Source organism: Streptomyces sp. NPDC093065 (assembly GCF_044754585.1).
Taxonomy (GTDB): Bacteria; Actinomycetota; Actinomycetes; order Streptomycetales; family Streptomycetaceae; genus Streptomyces.
The window spans coordinates 17948-35792 of record NZ_JBIVPJ010000012.1; the positions used below are offsets into that span (position 1 = coordinate 17948).

General features: G+C 71.4%; 14 protein-coding genes and 2 pseudogenes. 7 read left to right on the forward strand and 9 right to left on the reverse strand.

The window, feature by feature from the left end; translation table 11 throughout:
* Positions 1-24: 24 nt before the first annotated feature.
* Entirely contained in the window at positions 25-3066 is a 3042-nt protein-coding gene (uvrA, locus tag ACIQFU_RS21180) for an excinuclease ABC subunit UvrA (RefSeq protein WP_402553473.1), read from the reverse strand.
* A 223-nt stretch (positions 3067-3289) separates the two neighbouring features.
* Between uvrA and ACIQFU_RS21185 the strand changes: the two genes are divergently transcribed.
* Together ACIQFU_RS21185 and ACIQFU_RS21190 are read left to right on the forward strand one after the other, a co-directional pair.
* A complete protein-coding gene (locus ACIQFU_RS21185) occupies positions 3290-3976 on the forward strand; it encodes a maleylpyruvate isomerase family mycothiol-dependent enzyme (RefSeq protein ID WP_402553475.1) in 687 nt (228 codons plus the stop codon).
* Between the two features lie 60 nt (positions 3977-4036).
* Entirely contained in the window at positions 4037-4693 is a 657-nt protein-coding gene (locus ACIQFU_RS21190; protein ID WP_402553476.1) for an MBL fold metallo-hydrolase, read from the forward strand.
* Between the two features lie 231 nt (positions 4694-4924).
* Here the strand turns inward: ACIQFU_RS21190 and aroQ are convergent, their stop codons facing one another.
* A complete protein-coding gene (aroQ, locus tag ACIQFU_RS21195; RefSeq protein ID WP_402553478.1) occupies positions 4925-5398 on the reverse strand; it encodes a type II 3-dehydroquinate dehydratase in 474 nt (157 codons plus the stop codon).
* A gap of 104 nt (positions 5399-5502) precedes the next feature.
* Here aroQ and ACIQFU_RS21200 point away from each other — a divergent pair.
* Positions 5503-6087, forward strand: a pseudogene (locus ACIQFU_RS21200) (LD-carboxypeptidase); the annotation flags it as partial.
* Between the two features lies 1 nt (position 6088).
* On the opposite strand, the pseudogene ACIQFU_RS21205 reads toward ACIQFU_RS21200, so the two are convergent.
* The 6 genes and pseudogenes from ACIQFU_RS21205 to ACIQFU_RS21230 all read right to left on the reverse strand — a co-directional run.
* Positions 6089-6319 (reverse strand): annotated as a pseudogene (locus ACIQFU_RS21205) (ionic transporter y4hA); the annotation flags it as partial.
* A gap of 137 nt (positions 6320-6456) precedes the next feature.
* Entirely contained in the window at positions 6457-7458 is a 1002-nt protein-coding gene (locus ACIQFU_RS21210; RefSeq protein ID WP_402553480.1) for a TerC family protein, read from the reverse strand.
* A gap of 250 nt (positions 7459-7708) precedes the next feature.
* Positions 7709-9715: a TerD family protein gene (locus tag ACIQFU_RS21215; protein WP_402553482.1), complete on the reverse strand. Its 2007-nt coding sequence runs from the start codon at positions 9713-9715 to the stop codon at positions 7709-7711.
* A 139-nt stretch (positions 9716-9854) separates the two neighbouring features.
* Positions 9855-10433, reverse strand: coding sequence for a TerD family protein (locus tag ACIQFU_RS21220; protein WP_402553483.1), 579 nt, complete (start codon positions 10431-10433; stop codon positions 9855-9857).
* 142 nt (positions 10434-10575) lie between these two features.
* A complete protein-coding gene (gene uvrB, locus ACIQFU_RS21225) occupies positions 10576-12714 on the reverse strand; it encodes an excinuclease ABC subunit UvrB (protein ID WP_402553485.1) in 2139 nt (712 codons plus the stop codon).
* Positions 12715-12754: 40 nt separating this feature from the next.
* A complete protein-coding gene (locus ACIQFU_RS21230; RefSeq protein WP_402553487.1) occupies positions 12755-13633 on the reverse strand; it encodes an MHYT domain-containing protein in 879 nt (292 codons plus the stop codon).
* A gap of 289 nt (positions 13634-13922) precedes the next feature.
* Here ACIQFU_RS21230 and ACIQFU_RS21235 point away from each other — a divergent pair, with 289 nt between their 5' ends.
* On the forward strand, positions 13923-14792 hold the full coding sequence (locus tag ACIQFU_RS21235; protein WP_402553489.1) for a glycerophosphodiester phosphodiesterase: 870 nt from the start codon (positions 13923-13925) through the stop codon (positions 14790-14792).
* A 55-nt stretch (positions 14793-14847) separates the two neighbouring features.
* Positions 14848-15402 (forward strand): methylated-DNA--[protein]-cysteine S-methyltransferase, encoded by a 555-nt coding sequence (locus ACIQFU_RS21240; RefSeq protein WP_402553490.1) that lies wholly within the window; start codon positions 14848-14850, stop codon positions 15400-15402.
* Positions 15403-15439: 37 nt separating this feature from the next.
* On the opposite strand, the gene ACIQFU_RS21245 is transcribed toward ACIQFU_RS21240, so the two are convergent.
* Positions 15440-15868, reverse strand: coding sequence for a VOC family protein (locus ACIQFU_RS21245; protein WP_402553491.1), 429 nt, complete (start codon positions 15866-15868; stop codon positions 15440-15442).
* 135 nt (positions 15869-16003) lie between these two features.
* On the opposite strand from ACIQFU_RS21245, the gene ACIQFU_RS21250 reads away from it, so the two are divergent.
* Complete coding sequence (locus ACIQFU_RS21250; protein ID WP_402553493.1) at positions 16004-16912, forward strand: pseudouridine-5'-phosphate glycosidase; 909 nt, start codon at positions 16004-16006, stop codon at positions 16910-16912.
* Positions 16909-17844, forward strand: a complete 936-nt coding sequence (locus ACIQFU_RS21255) for a carbohydrate kinase family protein (RefSeq protein ID WP_402553495.1) — start codon at positions 16909-16911, stop codon at positions 17842-17844. The genes ACIQFU_RS21250 and ACIQFU_RS21255 overlap by 4 nt, the downstream gene beginning before the upstream one ends.
* The last annotated feature ends 1 nt before the right edge of the window (position 17845 follow it).

The window sequence follows — 17845 nt, forward strand, 5'->3', positions numbered from 1 at the left end:
GTGGGGCCCGGCCGCCGGCCGGACTCAGGCCTTGCTCGTCCGCGTGGTCTTCTTCGCGGCGGGCGTGGCGGCCTTCTTGGCAGACTTGGCCGTCTTGGTGGCGGTCGCCTTCTTGGCGGCCGTGGCGGTGACCGCCTTGGTGGCGGTCTTCTTGGCGGCGGCCTTGGTCGCGACCGTCTTCGCCGCCTTGCGCGGCCTGGTCACCGAGGGCGCGTCACTGACCCGGTCGGCGCCCAGGACGTCCCGCAGGAACTTGCCGGTGTGGCTGGCGGGAACGCCCGCGACCTGCTCGGGCGTGCCCTCGGCGACCACCAGGCCACCGCCGGCGCCGCCCTCGGGTCCCATGTCGACGACCCAGTCGGCGGTCTTGATCACGTCGAGGTTGTGCTCGATGACGATGACCGTGTTGCCCTTGTCGACGAGGCCGCCGAGGACCGTCAGCAGCTTGCTGATGTCCTCGAAGTGCAGACCGGTGGTCGGCTCGTCCAGGACGTAGACCGTGCGGCCGGTGGAGCGGCGCTGCAGCTCGCTGGCGAGCTTGACGCGCTGGGCCTCACCGCCGGACAGGGTGGTCGCGGACTGGCCGAGCCGGACGTAGCCGAGGCCGACGTCCTTGAGGGTCTTCATGTGCCGGGAGATGGCGGGGACCGCCTCGAAGAAGTCGGTCGCCTCCTCGATCGGCATGTTCAGCACGTCGGCGATGGACTTGCCCTTGTAGTGGACCTCCAGGGTCTCCCGGTTGTACCGGGCGCCGTGGCAGACCTCGCACGGGACGTAGACGTCCGGGAGGAAGTTCATCTCGATCTTGATCGTGCCGTCGCCCGCGCAGTTCTCGCAGCGGCCGCCCTTGACGTTGAAGGAGAACCGGCCGGGCAGGTAGCCGCGGACCTTCGCCTCCGTCGTCTCGGCGAACAGCTTGCGGATGTGGTCGAAGACTCCGGTGTACGTCGCCGGGTTCGACCGCGGGGTGCGGCCGATGGGCGACTGGTCGACGTGGACGACCTTGTCGACGAGGTCGTCGCCGTCCACGCGCGTGTGCCTGCCCGGGACGTTGCGCGCGCCGTTCAGCTCGCGGGCCAGGTGGGTGTAGAGGATGTCGTTGACCAGGGTCGACTTGCCGGATCCCGAGACGCCGGTGACGGCGGTGAAGACGCCCAGCGGGAAGGACACGTCGATGTCCTGGAGGTTGTTCTCCCGGGCGCCGTGCACCGTGAGCTTGCGGGAGGGGTCCTGCGGGCGCCGGATGTCGGGCAGCGGGATGGCCTTGCGCCCGGACAGGTACAGCCCGGTCTGCGACTCGGCGTTGTCGAGCAGCTCCTTGAGGTTGCCGCTGTGCACCACCTTGCCGCCGTGCTCACCGGCGCCGGGGCCGATGTCGACGATCCAGTCGGCGACCTTGATGGTGTCCTCGTCGTGCTCGACGACGATGAGGGTGTTGCCCATGTCGCGCAGCCGGACCAGGGTCTCGATCAGCCGGTGGTTGTCGCGCTGGTGCAGGCCGATGGACGGCTCGTCGAGGACGTAGAGCACGCCGACGAGTCCCGAACCGATCTGGGTGGCCAGCCGGATGCGCTGGGCCTCGCCGCCGGAGAGGGTGCCCGCCGCCCGGTTGAGCGAGAGGTAGTCGAGGCCGACGTCGACCAGGAAGCGCAGCCGTTCGTTGACCTCCTTCAGGACTCGCTCGGCGATCTTCTTGTCGCGGGCGTTGAGCGTCAGCTCGCCCAGGAAGTCCGCGCAGTCGCTGATGGACATGGCCGAGACCTCGGCGATCGACCTGCCCATGACGGTGACCGCGAGGACGAGCGGCTTGAGGCGGGTGCCCTCACAGGTGGGACAGGGCACCTCGCGCATGTAGCCCTCGAAGCGCTCGCGGCTGGAGTCGCTCTCGGCCTCGCTGTGCCGGCGCTTGACGAAGGGGATGGCGCCCTCGAAGGCCGTGGTGTACCGGCGCTCGCGCCCGTACCGGTTGCGGTAGCGGACCTCGACCTGGGTCTTGTGGCCGTTCAGCAGGGCCTTGCGGGCGCGCAGCGGCAGGCCCGCGAAGGGGATGTCCGTGCGGAAGCCGAGCGCGTCCGCGAGGGCGCCGATCAGGCGGCCGAAGTAGTCCTTGGTGTGCCCGTGCGACCAGGGGTGGATGGCGCCCTCGTCGAGGGACTTGTCCTCGTCGGGGACGATCAGCTCCGGGTCGACCTCCATGCGCGTGCCGATGCCGGAGCAGTCGGGGCAGGCGCCGAAGGGCGAGTTGAAGGAGAAGGAGCGGGGCTCCAGCTCCTCGAAGGACAGGTCGTCGTACGGGCAGTACAGGTGCTCCGAGTACATGCGCTCGCGCTCGGGGTCGTCCTCGGGGAGGTCGACGAAGTCGAGCACGACCATGCCGCCGGACAGGCCGAGGGCGGTCTCCACGGAGTCGGTCAGGCGCCGCTTGGCGGAGTCCTTGACGGTGAGGCGGTCGACGACCACCTCGATGGTGTGCTTCTCCTGCTTCTTGAGCGTGGGCGGGTTGGACAGCTGGACGGTCTCGCCGTCCACCCGCGCGCGGGAGTAGCCCTTGGTCTGCAGGTCCGAGAAGAGGTCGACGAACTCGCCCTTGCGCTCGCGCACCAGCGGCGACAGCACCTGGAAGCGGCTGCCCTCCGGCAGCTCAAGGACCTTGTCGACGATGGCCTGCGGCGACTGGCGCGAGATGGGCCGGCCGCACTCGGGACAGTGCGGCTTGCCGATGCGGGCGAAGAGCAGGCGCAGGTAGTCGTAGACCTCGGTGATGGTGCCGACCGTGGAGCGCGGGTTGCGCGAGGTCGACTTCTGGTCGATGGAGACCGCCGGGGAGAGGCCCTCGATGAAGTCGACGTCCGGCTTGTCCATCTGCCCGAGGAACTGCCGGGCGTAGGAGGAGAGCGACTCCACGTAGCGCCGCTGGCCCTCGGCGAAGATGGTGTCGAAGGCCAGGGAGGACTTGCCCGACCCGGACAGGCCCGTGAAGACGATGAGCGAGTCGCGAGGCAGGTCGAGCGAGACGTTCTTCAGGTTGTGCTCGCGCGCGCCACGGACGATGAGACGGTCGGCCACGCCGGTCCGCACCTTTCTTGAGAGAAGTGACAGGGGCGGGGCCCCCGTCTTTCTCAGACTAGGGGGAGCCACTGACAACGCCGGTCGGATTCACCGGTTGTCAACAAACCCCGACTTCCCAGCATGCCCGACGCCGCAATCGACCTTATAGCACGTGCATTCGAATTGCGGGGGTCGTCCACAGCCTTCACCCGAAGGTGTGGCGCGGTCTAGGGTCAGCAGCATGATTGATCACGCTCATGACCTGGCGTCTGTACGTGACGCGACCGAGCGGCTGCTCACCGCGGTCGGGAAACTGGACAACGCGTCCGTGACGGAGTCGTCACGGCTTCCCGGCTGGAGTCGCGGCCATGTCCTCGCCCACCTCGCCCGAAACGCCGACGCCCTGGTGAACGTCCTCGAAGGACGCCCCATGTACGTCTCCGGCGAGGCCCGCGACGCCGACATCGAGCGGGACGCCCCGCGCGCCCTCGACGCCCAGCTCACGGACGTGCGCGAGAGCGCGGCCCGCTTCCAGGAGACGGGAGCGGCGCCCGCGGACTGGTCGCGCACCGTGGAGCTGCGCAACGGGGTCACCGACTCGGCCTCGCGCGTGCCGTTCCGGCGGTGGGTCGAGGTGGAGCTGCACCACGTGGATCTGGGCATCGGGTACGAGCTGGAGGATCTCCCCGTCGAGTTCACCGAGCGGGAGACGGACTTCCTCGCCGCCCGGTTCGCCGGACACCCGGACGTGCCGCCCACCCGGCTCACGGACGGCCCGCGCGTGTGGCGCACGGGAGGGGAGGCGGGCACCCCCGAGGTGACCGTCACCGGTCCCCCGGCCGACCTGCTCGGCTGGCTCGCCGGCCGCCGCGAGGGTTCCGCGCTCGCGGTCGAGGGCGGCCCGCTGCCGGCGCTGCCTCCCCTGTAGGTCGTGGAGCGCGCCCGGGAGGCGGCCTGTGGGGCGCCTGCCGGGGCTAGGCTGGCCGTCATGACGTACAGCGGAGAGGTGACGGTCGGCGGACCCGCCGACGTGCACGAGCTCAAGGACCTGATGATCACCAAGGTCGCGGTCGGCCCGATGGACAACAACGCCTATCTGCTGCGCTGCCGGGCCACCGACGAGCAACTGCTGATCGACGCCGCCAACGACGCGCACACCCTGCTCGGCACGATCGGCGAGGACGGCATCGCTTCCGTCGTCACCACCCACCGCCACGGCGACCACTGGCAGGCGCTCGCCGAGGTCGTCGCGGCCACCGGTGCGCGCACCCACGCCGGCCTGCACGACGCCGAGGGCATCGCGGTGCCCACCGACGTCCTGGTGGACGACGGCGACACGATCCGGGTGGGGCAGGTGGAGCTCACCGCCCGCCACCTCGTCGGGCACACGCCGGGTTCCATCGCCCTGGTCTACGACGACCCGCACGGGCATCCGCACTTGTTCACCGGGGACTGCCTCTTCCCGGGCGGCGTGGGGAACACCTTCAAGGACCCGAAGGCCTTCGCGAGCCTGATCCACGACGTGGAGACCAAGATCTTCGACGCACTCCCGGACGAGACCTGGGTCTACCCCGGGCACGGCGACGACACGACGCTCGGCACGGAGCGGCCGCACCTGCCGCAGTGGCGGGAGCGCGGCTGGTGACGGACGGGCGCTCGCCGGCCCGGAGCGGGCGCACGCAGCGGGCGCCCACTCCCCCGTGCCTCGGTGCGCGCCCCGTGTGAAGCGTTCGCACACACCCGCGGGCCGCGCGCGCTCCCGCCGCACCGGTGCGGCGCGGTCGACTGGTGGCAGCCCCGCGCAGGACCGACGGCTCCTGGGCGGCACGGGCCGCCGGCCTCCCGATCCCCGCCCTCGGCCGGCGGCCCCGGCGCCTCAGGTACTGGCCGAGCCCGCCCCGGCCAGGGCCGCGATCCGCTCCACGCCGAACACGTACCCCTGCACGCCGCATCCCGCGACGACTCCGTCGGCGCGCTGCGAGACGTAGGAGTGGTGACGGAACGGCTCGCGCTGGTGGATGTTGGAGATGTGGACCTCGATCACCGGCAGCCCGTCGCAGGTGTTGAGGGCGTCCAGGACGGCGACGGACGTGTGCGAGTACGCGGCGGGGTTGATCACGATCCCGCAGTGGTTCAGCCGGGCCTCGTGGATCCAGTCGACCAGTTCCCCCTCGTGGTTGGACTGCCGGAAGTCCACCGTGCCGCCGTGCGCGGCCGCCGCCTTGACGCACAGTGCCTCGACGTCGGCGAGGGTGTCGGAGCCGTAGATCTCCGGCTGACGCCGGCCGAGCAGGTTCAGGTTGGGGCCGTTGAGGATCATGATCGGGGCTTGGGCCAGGGTGCGGGGCACGGTTCCTCCGGTCCGTCAGTGGTGCGGCGGCCCTTGCTCGGCCGCTGCTCGGTCCCCGGTTTATCACGGTGCACCGCCGTCCCCGCGGGCCCTACGCTCCGCGCATGACGGAGATCGGGTACCCGCCCGAGCCCTCGCCCGGCGACCGCGTCGCGGTGGTGTCCCCCGCGTCCGGGCTGCCGGGATTCCTCCCGCTCCCCTACGAGTTGGGCCTGGAGCGGCTGCGCACGGTGTACGGGCTCGAACCGGTCGAGTACCCGGCCACCCGGAAGACGGGCTCGACGCCCGCCGAGCGTGCCGCCGACCTTCACGCGGCCTTCGCCGACCCCGGCATCAGGGCGGTGTTCGCCTCGATCGGCGGCGACGACCAGATCACCGTGCTCCCGCTGCTGGACCGGGAGCTGATCCGGGCCGGCCCGAAGCCGTTCTTCGGCGTGAGCGACAACACCAACCTGCTCGCCTACCTGCGCAACACGGGGATCGTCGGCTACCACGGCGGGAGCGTGATGGTGGAGCTGGGGCGCCCCGGCGCCATGCACCCGCAGACCGCCGACTCCCTGCGCGCGGCGCTGTTCACCTCCGGCCGGTACGAGTTTCGGCCCGCCGAGCGCCGGAACGACGTCGACCGCGACTGTGCCGACCCCGCGACCTTCGAGCCCGAGCCCGCGATGCGGCCCGCAGCGGGCTGGTAACCGTGACGGCGACGGCGAGGACCAGGGAGCCGAAGGGCTCGCCGACCCGGTGGGCGACCACCTCGGCGTGGTGCACGGCGGCCAGGACGGACACCACCAGGACGATCGTGAGCGGCGCGACGACCATGCCGGGCAGCGAGCGGCCCCAAGTGAGGACGAGCAGCACGGCCGCGGTCACGGGCGTGGCGGTCGTCCACCGTGCGAGGAGCGACCTGGGGCCGGTGACCATGCGGTGATCGTCGCAGAGGGGGGCGGGGCCCGCACGCCGGGTCTCCGGGCCTCCCGCCACGGTGCACGCCGCGGTTGCCGGGCACGCGGGGAGCGGCGAACGGCACATCCGCCGTCCGCCGCTCCCGGCCCGGTGCGTCAGGCCTCGACGCTGTCCTTCGGGGCGTCGCCGCTCTCGGCGGCCGCCGCTTGCGCAGCCTCCTGCTTCTTGGAGGCGCGCAGGCTGGTGATCGTGGTGACGATCAGGACGGAGCAGATCACGCCGAGCGAGACCGGAATGCTGATCTCGGGCACGTGCACGCCGGACTCGTGCAGGGCGTGCAGCACCAGCTTGACGCCGATGAAGCCCAGGATCACCGACAGGCCGTAGGAGAGGTGGACCAGCTTCTTCAGCAGACCGCCGATGAGGAAGTACAGCTGCCTGAGACCCATCAGGGCGAACGCGTTGGCCGTGAACACGATGTACGGGTCCTGCGTCAGACCGAAGATCGCCGGGATGGAGTCGAGCGCGAAGAGCACGTCGGTGGTGCCGATCGCGAGCATCACGACCAGCATCGGGGTCATGATCCGCTTGCCGTTCTCCTCGATCCACAGCTTGGTGCCGTGGTACCGGTCGGCGACGCCGAAGCGGCGCTCGGCGGCCTTGAGGAGCTTGTTCTCCTCGAACTCCTCGTCCTCCTCGTCGGTCCGGGCCTCCTGGATGAGCTTCCAGGCGGTGTAGATGAGGAAGGCACCGAAGATGTAGAAGACCCAGGCGAAACTGGCGAGGATCGCGGCACCCGCGGCGATGAAGACGGCCCTGAGGACCAGGGCTATGAGGACACCGATGAGCAGGACCCGCTGCTGGTACTGCGAGGGCACCGCGAACTTCGCCATGATCAGGACGAAGACGAAGAGGTTGTCCACGCTCAGCGACTTCTCGGTGATGAAGCCCGCGAAGAACTCGCCGGCGGGTTCACCGCCGCCGAAGAGGAGCAGGCCGAGCCCGAAGAGGCCCGCCAGGGCGATCCAGACGCCGGTCCAGATGCCGGCTTCCTTGATCGATACGTCGTGCGGCTTGCGGCCGATGAAGAAATCGACCGCGATGAGGGCGGCGAGGCCCACGATGGTCAGGACCCACAGGGTCACGGAAACTTCCACTACGCCTCCGGCAGTACGTCACACGGCAGATGTCAGCGTCGTCGCTGCCGGAGGTCTCTTCCACCCCGGTCCGGGACGCGTGAGGCGCACGGACCACGGGCCGACGCCCCGGGATCTGGCCTGATCCGTATTGACGGGTACGCCGCAGCAGACAGGGAGTACTCCCCTCCGTACGGAAGACAGTACCCCAATCCCCAAGAGAAGGTAAAGAGATTTGCAAGTAGAGCTCAAAAGGCCAGCTCGGAGGCGGTCACCGGCCCCATGAACGGCGGGCGGCGGCGACCTGAGCGAGCACCTGCCGCAGCACCTCGCTGCCAGCCGGCACGAGCGGCGGCTCGTAGGTCCAGGCATGCCCGACCCACGGGTCGGCGAGGTGGTCCTCGGCCACCGGTGTCAGCCGCAGCAGTGAGCGCCACAGCGGGTCGAGCAGGGGTCCGAACCCGGCGGACTCCTCGCGGTCGGCGACCATCATCAGGTGGACGCCGACGGCCGGCCCCTCGTCGGCGAGATAGCGCAGCTGGTTGACGGCCCGGTCGTCGAAGCCGTGCGGGAAGTCGTTGACGATCAGCAGCTGGTGCGACGTGTCGAGGCCGGGCGGGAGCGCGTCGGGAGCGCCCCCGCGCAACGCCATCTGCACCAGGTCGACGCGCTGGGTGAGACGGGCCAGTACCTCCGCCGCCCCCGCGGCGCCCTGGGCGGGCGGCGCGGCGAGCACCCCGCTCTGCACCAGCGGCGCCAGTGCCTGGGCGCCGGATCCGGCCGGGTCGATGACGTGCACGGTGAACTCGCCCGCCGGATAGACGGCGAGCAGCCGGGCGGCGTGGACGACGGCCGTCTCCAGGCCGAGCCGCCGCATCTCGTGGGAGTCGGCGAACGAGCCGTCGAGCGAGGCGGAGCGTCCGCTGTCGACCCACAGGCCGCGCTCGAGCGGCAGCCGGATCAGCATGGGGATGCGTACGCGGTCGGCCTCGGGCAGGTGGAGATCGCCCAGCCGCAGGGCCATCGGGATCTCCATGGGGACGCGGTAGGCGTGCCACACGGGGTTGTCCCAGCGCGCGAAGGCCGCCGGCAGCGCGGGCTCGACGACCTCGGCCTCCGCGACGAGCTGGGCGACGTCCCGGTCCAGGACCTCCCTGGCCTGGGACACCAGCAGGCCGTGCCGGGCACGCGCCGCTTCCCTGGCGGCGTCGCCCTGTCCGCCGATCCGGTTGCGCGGGTCGGACAGGACCTGGTCTAGCTCCTTCTCCATGCGGGAGTCGGCGAAATCGACGGCACTGCGGTAGGCGGCCGTGGTGCGGGCCAGGTCCTCGAACATGCCCCACACCTGGTTGTAGAGCCGCTCCTCCATGGACCAGCCGGTGGCGTCACCGGCGACGGGCCGGGCGGGCCGGCCCGGTTCGGACGGGGGTGCGGCCGGCGGGGGCGGGGGCGGCGCCGAGGTCTGCCGACGCGGGTGGCTGTAGTCGATGGGGCCGCCCGTGCCGGGCGCGGGCGGCTGGCCGGCGGGGGCGGGCTCCCCCGGGCCGCCCGGGTACGGCTGCCGCGCTCCGTGCTGTCCGGGGCCCTGCGGGCCGGGACCGGGAGTGCCCTGGGGGTCGTACGGCGACGCCGGCGGTACGGAATCGCCGGTACCGGTCCCCGGCGCGGTGCCCTGGTCCGGACGGTGCGCCGGGGCGGCGGCCGGAGGTGCCGGGACCGAACGGGCCAGCCCGCTCGCCACCGCCTCGTCGATGCTCGCCGCCAGCCGGTGGGCCTGCGGCAGCTTCTGGTCGGCGAAGAGCTCGGCGAGGCCGCCCGCGTAACCCTGGCCGACGGCGCGCACCTTCCAGGCGCCCTGCCGCCGGTAGAGCTCCAGGGCGACGACGGCCGACTCGGCCTCCAGGCCGGTGATGGTGTAGCTGGCGACCTCGTCGCCGTCGAGGCCCGTGACGGCGACGAAGGGCGCGGCGACGGCGCCGAAGCGGGCCGGGCCCGTGCCGCCGGCGGGAAGGGCGAGCAGCACACTGACGCGGTGCACGGCGTCCGGTACGGCGTCCAGGTCCACCGCGAGGCGGTGGTCGGCGGCGGCCTGCCGGGAGACCTCCAGGCCGGGCAGGGTGGGCGCACCCGGGTGGGCGACCTGCTCGACGCCATGGATGATGCCGTTCTCGTCGCCGAGCGTGGCCCCGGCCACGACCGGCGTGCCGGCCGAGACCCGTATCTCGAGACGGACCCCGGGAAGCGGGTGGTTCTGTCCCCGCGTCAGCTCGGCCGTCATCGCCTGTCTCCCCCGTGTCGTTCGTGCGTCACCCGCGAGGCGCCATGCGGGTCTGGCCGGTCCCGCGAGCGGGACCGGCCGGCTGGTTTCGGACTGCTGCGGGCCGGACCGCCGCAGCCGGGCTTTCGCGGGCCGGCCGCTACAGCACCGGCAGGATCGCCGGCATGAGGTCCTGGAAGGTGCGGCCGTTGGCCGGGGTGCCGATGGCGGTCATCGCCCAGCCCTGGCCCGCGCGGTTCACCTTCGCCATGATCTGGGCCGTGAAGGCCCCGCCGCCGGCCAGGGTGTAGCGGGCCAGCTCCTGGCCGTTGGTCTCGTCGACCAGGCGGCAGAAGGCGTTCTGTACCTCCTGGAAGGTCTGGCCGGTGAAGGAGTTCACCGTGAAGACGATCTGGTCGATGTGGACCGGAACGCGCTGAAGGTCGACGAGGATCGCCTCGTCGTCGCCGCCCTGGCCGACACCGCCGACGAGGTTGTCCCCCGTGTGGCGCACCGAGCCGTCGTCGCTCACCAGGTGGCGGAAGAAGACGACGTCGACCGGCTGCTTGTCCGCGAAGAGGACCGCGGAGGCGTCCAGGTCGATCTCCCGGGTGCGCGAACCGAACAGGCCGCGCCGGGGAGCCGCCTGCCAGCCGAGGCCCATGCGCACCGACGTCAAGGTCCCGCCGTCGCTCTTCTGCAGACTGATGGCCTGACCCTTGGTCATGTTGACGGTCACGCGCTGATCCCCTCTCGAACTGTCCCCTGTTGCCGCGTTGCCCGCGGTTGACCAGAACACTACGCAGGGGCACCGACAGTGCCCCACCCCGGTCCGCGCTTTGTGTCGGTCTTGCAACACAGTGCGCTGCCCGGACGGGCCGTCAGGCCAGGCCCGCCTCCTTCATCTGGCGCAGTTCCTTCTTCATCTCGGAGACCTCGTCGCGCAGCCGGGCCGCGATCTCGAACTGGAGGTCGGCCGCGGCGGCGCGCATCCGGGTGGTGAGGTCCTCGATCTGCTCGGCCAGGTCCGCCGCCGGACGGTCGGTCACCGCCGTTTCCTTGGCCCGGCCCTTGGCGGCCTTGGTGCCGCCCGTCGTCTGGCCGCCCAGCGCGGGCACGGGTGCCTTGGCGCCCTTGCCCTCCTTCACCTGGCGGTAGCCCGAACCGAGGAGCTGCTCGGTGTCGACGTCCTCGCGGGCGATCTGGGCGACGATGTCGTTGATCTTCTTGCGGAGCGGCTGGGGATCGATGCCGTTGGCGTTGTTGAACGCGACCTGCTTCTCCCGGCGCCGGTTGGTCTCGTCGATGGCCTTCTCCATCGCCGGCGTGATCTTGTCCGCGTACATGTGGACCTGGCCCGAGACGTTGCGCGCCGCGCGGCCGATGGTCTGGATCAGGGAGGTGCCGGAGCGCAGGAAGCCCTCCTTGTCGGCGTCGAGGATCGCCACCAGGGACACCTCGGGCAGGTCGAGGCCCTCGCGCAGCAGGTTGATGCCGACCAGGACGTCGTACTCGCCGGCGCGCAGCTCGCGCAGCAGCTCGACGCGGCGCAGTGTGTCGACGTCGCTGTGGAGGTAGCGGACCTGGATGCCGAGTTCCACGAAGTAGTCGGTGAGGTCCTCGGCCATCTTCTTGGTGAGGGTGGTGACCAGGACGCGCTCGTCCTTCTCGGTGCGCGTGCGGATCTCGTGCACCAGGTCGTCGATCTGCCCCTCGGTGGGCTTGACGACGACCTCCGGGTCGACCAGGCCGGTGGGTCGGATGATCTGCTCGACGGCGCCGTCCGAACGGGAGAGCTCGTAGGCGCCGGGGGTCGCCGACAGGTACACGGTCTGCCCGATGCGCTCCTGGAACTCCTCCCACTTGAGCGGGCGGTTGTCGAGCGCGGAGGGCAGCCGGAAACCGTGGTCGACCAGGGTCCGCTTGCGGGAGGCATCGCCCTCGTACATGGCGCCGATCTGCGGGACGGTGACGTGCGACTCGTCGATGACGAGCAGGAAGTCGTCCGGGAAGTAGTCCAGGAGCGTGTTCGGCGGGGAGCCGGGCGAGCGGCCGTCGAAGTGCATCGAGTAGTTCTCCACGCCGGAGCAGGAGCCGATCTGGCGGAGCATCTCGATGTCGTACGTGGTGCGCATCCGCAGCCGCTGGGCCTCCAGGAGCTTGCCCTGCTTCTCCAGCTCGGTGAGGCGCTCGACCAGCTCCTTCTCGATGTCGTTGACCGCCCGCTCCAGGCGCTCGGGGCCGGCGACGTAGTGGGAGGCCGGGAAGACGTACAGCTGCTGGTCGTCGCTGATGATCTCGCCGGTGACCGGGTGGAGCGTGGACAGGGCCTCGATCTCGTCGCCGAACATCTCGATGCGGACGGCCAGCTCCTCGTAGACCGGGAAGATCTCGATGGTGTCGCCGCGCACCCGGAAGGTGCCGCGGGCGAAGGCCATGTCGTTGCGGGTGTACTGGATGTCCACGAAGCGGCGCAGCAGCTCGTCCCGGTCGTGCTCCTCGCCGACCCGCAGGGGGACCATGCGGTCCACGTACTCCTGCGGGGTGCCGAGACCGTAGATGCAGGAGACGGAGGCGACCACGACGACGTCACGGCGGGTGAGCAGCGAGTTGGTGGCGGAGTGGCGAAGGCGCTCCACCTCCTCGTTGATCGAGGAGTCCTTCTCGATGTAGGTGTCCGACTGGGGGACGTACGCCTCGGGCTGGTAGTAGTCGTAGTACGAGACGAAGTACTCGACGGCGTTGTTGGGCAGCAGCTCGCGGAACTCGTTCGCCAGCTGGGCGGCCAGGGTCTTGTTCGGGGCCATCACCAGGGTGGGGCGCTGGAGCTTCTCGATCATCCACGCGGTGGTGGCGGACTTGCCGGTGCCGGTGGCGCCGAGCAGGACGACGTCCTTCTCGCCAGCCTGGACGCGCCGGGCCAGCTCGGCGATGGCGGTCGGCTGGTCGCCGCTGGGCTGGTAGGGGCTGACGACCTCGAAGGGCGCCACCGTGCGTTCGATCTGGGAAACGGGCCGCATGGGTTCCACCGTACGACCCCGCACTGACAACGGGTCCCGGTCAGCGGTTCTGCGGGGTGCGGGAGCGCCGGTGCTCGAGGGGCCGGCGGGTGCGGCGGGCGGGGTGGTGCGCCGGGTGCCGGACCGTGCGCCGGGCCCCGGTGTGGGCGGGGATGCCCGGCTTGCGCTCGACGGGGGCCGCGGGTGGCCCGCCCATGACCATCAGCGGGTCGAAGAGGACGACGACGCCGGCGAGGAGGAGGAAGGCGAGGGGGCCGATCAGCATGGGGATCAGCAGTTCGGCGGGCGATCCGCCGACGGTGGGCTCGGCCGTGCCGGTGAGGTGGACCTCGAGGGCGGCCATTCCCGTGTAGTGCATGCCGGTGACGGCCAGCCCCATGATCAGGGCGGTGCCCACGCTCCACAGGAAGCCCCGGACCTGTCCGGCCGCCCACAGGGCGACGGTGGCGGCGGCCATGGCTATGACGACGGACGCCGCGACGGTGAACGTGTTGTACGTCAGCTGCCCGTCCAGGTGCATCCCGGCCATTCCCAGGTAGTGCATCGAGGCGATGCCCAGGCCGGTGACGGTGCCGCCGGTGAACAGGGCCGTCCCGCGCGCACCCCGGTAGCCGACGATGAAGATCCCCACGCCGACCATGACGACGGCGACGGCGAGGCTGGCGAAGGTCATCAGCCAGTCGTAGCGGATCGGGGTGTGTTCGATCGTGAACCCCATCATCGCGACGAAGTGCATGGTCCAGATGCCGGATCCGATCGCCGCCGAGCCGAGGGCGAGCCATCCGGGGCGCCAGGAGCGGGTGACCAGCATGGCCCTGGCGGTGCAGCGCAGGCCGAGGGCGCCGCCGAGGAAGGCCATGACGTAGGCCACCAGCGGTGTGACGAGTCCGTAGCTGAATCCGTCGACCGTGCTTTGCATGTGCGGCTGCCTTTCCGCCTTCTTACGCCCCGGAGGTGTCCCGGATTCTCCTGATGTGCGCCCCTCCCGGGACCGCGCGAACGATCAGGGTCGAGGCAGAGAGTATGGCTTCCACCGGAATGGTCGAACGATTCTCCGGCAAAGAATCACGGTCTCGCCCCAGTTGTGCCGCCTCCGTGAGCGTAGTTGAGCAACTCCATTCAGCCTGCGGCCACTCCGCACCCCTCTTTTGTTGACTCTCTGGTGTCACAGTGGTGCTGTCCGTGATCGTTCGAGGCGAGGAGTACGCATGCACGTACGGGCAGTAGCCGTCACGACCACCGCTCTTCTGGGGGTCGCCCTCACGGCTCCCCTCTCGCACGCCCGGGCCGACGAGGCTGCCGACGACGGGCCCGTGGTCGTCGCCCACCGCGGCGCCTCGGGGTACGCGCCCGAGAACACGCTGGCCGCCGTCGACCGGGCGGCGGAGCTGGGCATCCGCTGGGTGGAGAACGACGTCCAGCGCACCCGGGACGGCGAACTCGTCGTCGTCCACGACGAGAGCCTGGCGCGTACGACCGACGTGGAGGAGGTCTTCCCCGACCGGTCGCCCTGGAAGGTGAAGGACTTCACCGCCGCGGAGATCGCGCGGCTGGACGCGGGGAGCTGGTTCGGGGCCGAGTACGCGGGCGCGCGCGTGCCGACGCTGAAGCAGTACGTGGACCGCCTGGAGCACAACCACCAGAAGCTGCTGCTGGAGCTGAAGAGCCCCGGACTGTATCCGGGCATCGAACAGCAGACCCTCAAGGCCCTCGCCAACGAGGGCTGGCTCGACCGGCGGCACGTCACGGGACGGCTGGTCGTGCAGAGCTTCGACGCCGACAGCATCCGGACGGTCCACGATCTCAAGCCGGCCGTCAAGACCGGCTTCCTGGGCACTCCGGCCGTGTCTGAGCTGCCCGCGTACGCGGAGTTCGCCGACCAGATCAACCCGTCGTACAGCTCACTCTCCATGAGCTACGTGTCCGCGGTGCACGCCTTCACGGGCCCGCACGGCAGGCCGCTGGAGGTGCTCACCTGGACGGTGAACGACGCGGACACCGCGCGCCGCGTCGCCGGCTACGAGGTCGACGGCGTCATCAGCAACAAGCCCGACGTGGTGCGGGACGCCGTGGACTGAACCGGGACGCCGCGGACCGGCGGGCGTTGTCAGCGGCGGGCCGTACCGTGGGCGCATGGACAGCCATGGGCAGTACGGGCAGCAGGTCGTGTGGACCGTCGTCGGCACCGACATCGGTCCGCTGCTGCTGGCCGCCACCCGCGACGGCCTGGTCAACGTCGTGTTCCACGCCACCGGCGCCGCGCGGGACCGGGCGCTCGAAAGGCTCGCGGCCCGGCTGGGCACGGAGCCCGTCGAGGCGCCCGGTTCCCCGCTGCTGACCGAGGCGATACGTCAGGTGGAGGCGTACTTCGCGGGGCGAGGGCACGACTTCGACCTGCCGCTGGACTGGTCGCTGATCTCGGGCTTCAACCGGCGGGTGCTGCGCGAGCTGGCCTCCGGCGTTCCCTACGGCGAGGTCGTCGGTTACGGCGACCTCGCCTGCCGGGTGGGCCGGCCGGGCGCCGCGCAGGCGGTGGGCATGGCCATGGGGGCCAATCCGTTGCCGGTGGTCGTGCCGTGCCACCGGGTCGTGGAGAGCGACGGCGGCATCGGCGGGTTCGGGGGCGGCGTGGACACCAAGCGGCGGCTGCTCGCACTGGAGGGCGTGCTGCCCGAGCCGTTGTTCTGACGGGCGGCGCCGGCCCGGCCGGGCGAGCCCCGGGCGGCTACTCGTAGTGCCGGGCCTCGATGATGTTGCCGTCCGGGTCGCCGAAGTAGAAGCTCCGCCTGGCCGGGCCACGGGCGCCGTAGGAGTCGTAGGAGAGATCCGAGACCGGGACGGACTGCTCCTCCAGGCGGGTGCGCAGTGCGTCGAAGGCTTGGGGGGACAGGGATACGCAGATGTGGTTGACGGGATGCCCGGCACTGGCGTCGGCTCCCGGCAGCACGCGCATGCGGGGCGCCATGGAGTGCGGTGCCAGGTCGAGGATGGTCAGGTCGTCGATCCGCACGGAGGGAAAGCTCACGGTCCCCTCGGCGTACTCGGTGACCCGCAGGGGCTCGAAGCCCAGGTTCTTCTCGTAGAAGCCGGCCGCGGCGACCGGGTCGCGCACCCACAGGACGACGTGGTCGAGACGGGTCGTGTTGTCTGTCATGGCCCCAGGCTCGTGCCCCGTCACGAGGGCCGCAACGGTTTTGTCCGCGCACCGGCGGGGTTTGGCCGGGCCCCCCGCCCGCCAGGGATGAGGAGGACCGGAGCTGAGGGAGACCGTCGGACAGGAGGCAGGCGCGTGAAGCTGATGGTGTCGGAAGAGGTACGGGAGGCGATCGGCGCGCGCCGTCCCGTGGTGGCCCTGGAGTCCACGATCATCGCGCACGGCCTGCCGCGCCCGCGCAATCTGCTGGTGGCCCGGGAGCTGGAGGAGGCGGTGCGGCGGGAGGGCGCCGTACCGGCGACGATCGCCGTGCTGGACGGACGGCCGCAGGTCGGCCTGGACAAGGAGCAGCTGGAGCGGATCGCCAACGAGGACGGCATCCGCAAGCTGGGGCACCGGGACCTGCCGCTCGCGGTGGCCTCCGGGGCGAGCGGGGCGACGACCGTGTCGGCGACCGCCCTGCTGGCGGCACTCGCGGGCGTGCGGGTGTTCGCGACGGGCGGGCTGGGCGGGGTCCACCGGGAGTGGACGGTGACGCAGGACGAGTCGGCCGACCTGGGCCTGCTGGCCCGTACCCGGATCACGGTGGTCTGCGCGGGCGTGAAGTCCATCCTGGACGTGCCGGCGACCCTGCAACGGCTGGAGACGCTGGGGGTCGCGGTGGCCGGCTACGGGACGGACCGCTTCCCCGGCTTCTACCTGTCCGACTCGGGACACCCGGTGGACTGGACGCTGGACGACCCGGAGCAGGTGGCGGCGGTCATGCGGGCGCAGGACGCGCTGGACGGGCCGCGGTCCGCGCTCGTGGTCGCCAACCCCGTGCCCGAGGAGGAGCAGCTCGATCCCGCGCTCCACGCGCGTGTGCTCGCCGACGCGCTGCACGCGTGCGAGGCGGAGGGCATCACGGGCCAGGCGGTCACGCCGTTCCTCCTCGAACGCCTGGTACGGCTCACCGACGGCGCCTCGCTGAGCGCCAACCTGGCGGCGGTGCGGGGCAATGTGCGGCTGGCGGCCCGGATCGCGGCGGCCTGGACCGGGGCATGAGCGCGACACCGGGCGGTGCGCTGCTGGTCGTCGGGGACGTGGTCACGGACGTCGTCGCCCGGCACCGGGGGCCGCTGGCCGCCGGCACCGACACCGCCGCCTCGATCCGGCGGCTGCCCGGCGGGGCGGGCGCCAACGTGGCCTGCTGGGCCGCGTACGCGGGGTGCGGGGACGTACGGCTGCTGGGCCGGGTGGGCACCGACGCGTCCGCGTGGCACGAGCGGGAGCTGGCGGCGTGCGGGGTGCGTCCGCTTCTCGTCGTCGACGCGGTGGCGCCCACGGGGACGGTGATCTGCCTGGTCGACAGCGACGACTCGGCCGAGCGGACGTTCCTGACGGACAGCGGTGCGTCGTTGCTGATCGGGCCGGACGACTGGTCGGACACGCTGCTCCACGGCGTGGGCCGGCTGCACCTGTCCGGCTATCTCCTCTTCTCGGAGCCCGGCCGCGCCCTGGTGTCGCTCGCCCTGACGGCGGCACGCGCGCGCGGGGTGCCCGTCAGCCTGGACCCGGCGTCGGCCGGGTTCCTCACCGAGCTGGGCGTGGGCCGTTTCCTCGGCCTGGTCGAGGGCGTGGACGTGCTGCTGCCCAGCCGTGGCGAGGCGTGTCTGCTCACCGGCCTGCCCGACGCGGCGGACGCGGCCGCGAAGCTCAGCCGGCACGTTCCGCTGGTGGTCGCCAAGCAGGGGGCGGACGGGGCGCTGGTGGCCCGGTCCGGCTCCGTGAGCGCACGGGTGGCCGCCGTCACCGCGTCGCCGCGGGACAGCACGGGCGCGGGGGACGCCTTCACCGGCGCGTTCCTCGCCGCACTGCTCAGCGGCGCGGAGCCCGAGAAGGCAGCGGCCACCGGGTGCCAGGCAGGCGCACAGGCAGTCGAAGAGGTGGGCGGGAGACCACCCCGAACGGGCGGCCGGCGAGTGACCGCCGGGTAGC

Excerpts from the sequence above, each read along its gene's own strand:
- ACIQFU_RS21185 (WP_402553475.1), top strand. The coding sequence starts at position 3,290 with ATGATTGATCACGCTCATGACCTGGCGTCTGTACGTGACGCGACCGAG.
- ACIQFU_RS21190 (WP_402553476.1), top strand. The coding sequence starts at position 4,037 with ATGACGTACAGCGGAGAGGTGACGGTCGGCGGACCCGCCGACGTGCAC.
- ACIQFU_RS21215 (WP_402553482.1), bottom strand. The coding sequence starts at position 9,715 with ATGACGGCCGAGCTGACGCGGGGACAGAACCACCCGCTTCCCGGGGTC.
- uvrB (WP_402553485.1), bottom strand. The coding sequence starts at position 12,714 with ATGCGGCCCGTTTCCCAGATCGAACGCACGGTGGCGCCCTTCGAGGTC.
- ACIQFU_RS21230 (WP_402553487.1), bottom strand. The coding sequence starts at position 13,633 with ATGCAAAGCACGGTCGACGGATTCAGCTACGGACTCGTCACACCGCTG.
- ACIQFU_RS21235 (WP_402553489.1), top strand. The coding sequence starts at position 13,923 with ATGCACGTACGGGCAGTAGCCGTCACGACCACCGCTCTTCTGGGGGTC.
- ACIQFU_RS21240 (WP_402553490.1), top strand. The coding sequence starts at position 14,848 with ATGGACAGCCATGGGCAGTACGGGCAGCAGGTCGTGTGGACCGTCGTC.
- ACIQFU_RS21245 (WP_402553491.1), bottom strand. The coding sequence starts at position 15,868 with ATGACAGACAACACGACCCGTCTCGACCACGTCGTCCTGTGGGTGCGC.
- ACIQFU_RS21255 (WP_402553495.1), top strand. The coding sequence starts at position 16,909 with ATGAGCGCGACACCGGGCGGTGCGCTGCTGGTCGTCGGGGACGTGGTC.